General features: G+C 66.5%; 1 protein-coding gene and 1 pseudogene. One reads left to right on the top strand and one right to left on the bottom strand.

The features are described from left to right. Window positions 1-999: pseudogene (locus V6M48_RS12750) on the bottom strand (DNA mismatch repair protein MutS); the annotation flags it as partial. 110 nt (window positions 1,000-1,109) lie between these two features. Between V6M48_RS12750 and V6M48_RS12745 the strand changes: the two are divergent. Then, window positions 1,110-3,395, top strand: coding sequence for an NADP-dependent malic enzyme (locus V6M48_RS12745; protein ID WP_332812907.1), 2,286 nt, complete (start codon window positions 1,110-1,112; stop codon window positions 3,393-3,395). Window positions 3,396-4,242: the final 847 nt, after the last annotated feature.

The raw sequence follows: 4,242 nt of genomic DNA, 5'->3' as shown, positions 1-4,242 counted from the left end.
GAGCCGCGCGCCGCCACCGGTCACCGTGCGATCCACCGCCTTCACCAGGCTGCCGTCGCGGCTTCCCGAAAGCGTGCGCAGCAGTTCGAGATTCGCGCGCGTCGCCGCGTCGATGAACAGCGCGGCACCCGCCTCCTCGCGTTCGGGCCGCGACAGCGGCGGCCGCTCGGCCTTCTGCGTCTTCTCGACATAGGCGATGGCGCCGGCAATCGCCGAGAGTTCGGCTCGCGAGAACCTGCCGAACCCGTCCAGCGTCGCCACGCCGAAATAGCGCGCCACGCGCGTCTCTGCCGTCGACGTATCGAACAGGCTCGGCGGCTGCGGATTTGCCCGCCGCCCGATCACGTCGAGCACTGGCCTGAGCTGCGGATCGTGAAACACCGGGTCGGCCATGATCAGCTCGCGCGGGTCGACGCGCAGGATATCGGCGAGCAGCCGGTCGGGCGCCATCTCCGCCACGCGGAAGGCGCCGGTTGAAATGTCGATCCAGGCCAGCGCCAGCCGCGCCTCGTCTCCCTTCACCCGCCCCAGCGCCATCAGGTAGCTCGCCTCGCCGGGATCGAGCAGCTTTTCCTCGGTGATCGTGCCCGGCGTCACCAGCCGCACCACGTCGCGCTTCACCACCGATTTCGAGCCGCGCTTCTTCGCCTCGGCCGGGTCCTCCACCTGCTCGCACACCGCGACGCGATGGCCGAGGCCGATCAGCTTCTGCAGGTAGTCGTCGGCCGCGTGCACCGGCACGCCGCACATCGGGATGTCCTCGCCGCCATGCTTGCCGCGCTTGGTCAGCGTGATGCCGAGCGCGCGGCTGGCGATCTCCGCGTCGGCGAAGAACATCTCGTAGAAGTCGCCCATGCGGTAGAACAGGATCGAGTCCGGGTTCGCCGCCTTGATCTCGATGAACTGCTCGATCATGGGCGTGGCGCCGGCAGCCGACAGCATCGCGCCGTCTCCCGGGACGGGCGTCGTGTCGGACGGCGGCGCGTAGGGCTGGTTCATCGGCTCGGCGAAATTCTTCCTGCACCCCTGCTTGTCGCTTTACGAAGGCGAAGTGTAGCCTTAATCCCGAACGCTCCACAAAAAGAAACGACTTCAGGGCAGGAACACGCATGGCACCGAGGGACAGGAACGAGAACGGACCGCAGGTGTCCGCGCAGGAAGCGCTCGACTTCCACTCCATGGGCCGCCCCGGCAAGCTGGAGATTTCGCCGACCAAGCCGATGGCGACGCAGCGGGATCTCTCGCTCGCCTATTCGCCCGGCGTCGCCGTCCCCGTGAAGGCCATCGCCGAGGATCCGTCGCGCGCCTACGACTACACGACGCGCGGCAACATGGTCGCCGTCATCACAAACGGCACCGCGATCCTTGGGCTGGGCAATCTCGGCGCGCTCGCCGCCAAGCCGGTCATGGAAGGCAAGGCGGTGCTGTTCAAGCGCTTCGCCGACGTCGATAGCATCGACCTGGAAGTCGACACCGAGGACGCCGACGAGTTCATCAACTGCGTGCGCCTGCTCGGCCCCTCCTTCGGCGGCATCAATCTCGAGGACATCAAGGCGCCGGAGTGCTTCATCATCGAGCAACGCCTGCGCGAGCTGATGAACATCCCGGTCTTCCACGACGACCAGCACGGCACGGCCATCATCGCCGCCGCCGGCCTCATCAACGCGCTCGAAGTCACCGGCCGCGACATGAAGACGGCGAAGCTCGTCTGCAACGGCGCCGGCTCGGCCGGCATCGCCTGCATCGAGCTGATCAAGTCGATGGGATTCACCCCCGACAACGTCATCCTCTGCGACACCAAGGGCGTCGTGTACCAGGGCCGCACCGAGGGCATGAACCAGTGGAAGTCGGCGCATGCCGCCAAGACCGAGGCGCGCACGCTGGCCGACGCGATGGACGGCGCCGACATCGTGCTCGGCCTCTCCGCCAAGGGCGCGCTGACGCCGGCGATGATCAAGTCGATGGCGAAAAACCCGATCATCTTCGCCATGGCCAACCCGGACCCCGAGATCACGCCCGAGGAAGTCGCCGAGATCCGCACCGACGCGATCATGGCGACCGGCCGCTCGGACTATCCGAACCAGGTGAACAACGTGCTCGGCTTCCCCTACATCTTCCGCGGCGCGCTCGATGTCCGCGCCACGACCATCAACGAGCCGATGAAGATCGCCGCCGCGCATGCCATCGCGGCCCTTGCCCGCCAGGACGTGCCCGACGACGTCGCCGCCGCCTACCAGGGCAACCGGCCGAAATTCGGCCCGCAATACATCATCCCGGTTCCCTTCGACCCGCGCCTGATCTCCGCCATCCCCGTCGCGGTGGCCAAGGCGGCGATGGATTCGGGCGTCGCCGGCAAGCCGATCCTCGATCTCGAGCGCTATGCGCAGGAGCTCTCCGCCCGCCGCGACCCGATCGCCTCGACGCTGCAGCGCATCTACGACCGCGTGCGGCGCCAGCCCAAGCGCACCGTCTTCGCCGAGGGCGAGGAGGAGCAGGTGATGCGCGCCGCCGTCTCCTACGTGAACCAGAAGCTCGGCACCGCCATCCTCGTCGGCCGCGACGACGTCATCAAGGAGAACGCCCGGCAATCCGGCATCGACCTCAACAAGCAGGGCATCGAGATCATCAATGCCCGCCTGTCGCGCCGCAACGCCATCTATGCCGACCATTTGTACGAGAAGATGCAGCGCCAGGGCTTCCTGCTGCGCGACTGCCAGCGGCTGATCAACAACGACCGCAACCATTTCGCCGCCTGCATGGTGTCGCTCGGCGACGCCGACGCGATGGTCACCGGCGTCACCCGCAACTACTCCACCGCGCTCGAAGACGTGCGCCGCGTCATCGACGCCAAGCCCGGCCACCGCGTCGTCGGCGTGTCGCTCGCGCTCTGTCGCGGCCGCACGGTCATCGTCGCCGACACCGCCGTCCACGACATGCCCAACGCCGAGGAGCTCGCCGACATCGCCGAGGAGACCGCCGGCTTCGCGCGCCGCATGGGCTACGAGCCGCGCGTGGCGATGCTCGCCTACTCCACCTTCGGCCATCCGGCCGGCGAGCGCTCCGAGCGCGTGCAGGAGGCGGTGAAGATCCTCGACAAGCGCCGCGTCGATTTCGAATATGACGGCGAGATGGCCGCCGACGTCGCGCTCGACCACCGCCTGATGCAGCAGCGCTACCCGTTCTGCCGCCTCTCGGGCGCCGCCAACGTGCTGGTCATGCCCGCCTTCCACTCCGCCTCGATCTCGACCAAGATGCTGCAGGAACTCGGCGGCTGCACCGTCATCGGCCCGATGCTGGTGGGGCTCAACAAGCCGGTGCAGATCGTGGGGCTCAGCGCCAAGGACAGCGACATCGTCAATATGGCGGCGATCGCGGCGTATAACGCGGGGCAGTGAGAAGACGGTTTGCCGAAGGCAAATTCGTCATGCCGGTGGCATGACGAGAGGCTTCGAACGGTGAGGCCCGGTCGCCCAATGGGCGATCGAAAGGTCCGGTGGACCTTTCGAAGGGCCGAACGAGCTGCCGCAGGCAGCGGGCCCCGCCCCGAAGCCGGCCCGCAGGGCTATCGAAAAGTCCGGTGGACTTTCGAAGGGGTTCGAACGCCCGAGGCCATAGCCGAGGGCAGGAAGCTGGTTTGCGCCATGCCGGTGGCATAGCGAAAAGCTTCGAACTGGCGGGAGAAAACATGCAGCGAATCCCGCCCTGCCGCGTCAAGCTACCAAAGCGCTTTGGGGCATCGCGAGAATGAAACGGCTGTCAGCCTCGATCCTGTTCGTCCTGTTGATATCGCATGTCGTGGCCTTCGCCGTCTGGCAGCTTTTCGTCGAAGGCTGGCCGCCCTCGGAACCCCTCCCGCGCCTCCTGCACAGGCTGCCGGAGTGAATTGGCGCGCGAAAGCGCAGGAGCGGCGACCGGGAGACCGCTGGAACCCGGCGGCTGCACCGCCATCGGCCCGATGCCGGTGGGGCTGAACCGGCCGGTGCTGATCGTGGGCTGAGCGCCAAGGACAGCGATATCGTGAATAGGCCGGCGATCGCGGCGTACAATGCGGGACAGTGAGCATCTTGCTAGAACGCCGGTGATATTCAACGAGCGTCAGGACACCACCAGCGACAAATTCGAGTTAGTTCGCTTTTTGTTCTTGATTTTTTCAGCGTTCTGAGTCGAACTGGTTGTGGATATGGGGCGTGGACAATTGCCAATACGGCGCGCGACGCAAAGTCTGGCCCCAATGGGGGACTC

It is taken from the genome of Sphingomonas sp. (assembly GCF_036677245.1).
Taxonomy (GTDB): Bacteria; Pseudomonadota; Alphaproteobacteria; order Sphingomonadales; family Sphingomonadaceae; genus Allosphingosinicella.
This window is presented reverse-complemented; position numbering and strand designations above follow the sequence as displayed.

Coding starts and splice junctions, on each gene's coding strand:
- V6M48_RS12745 (WP_332812907.1), top strand. CDS start 1,110: ATGGCACCGAGGGACAGGAACGAGAACGGACCGCAGGTGTCCGCGCAG.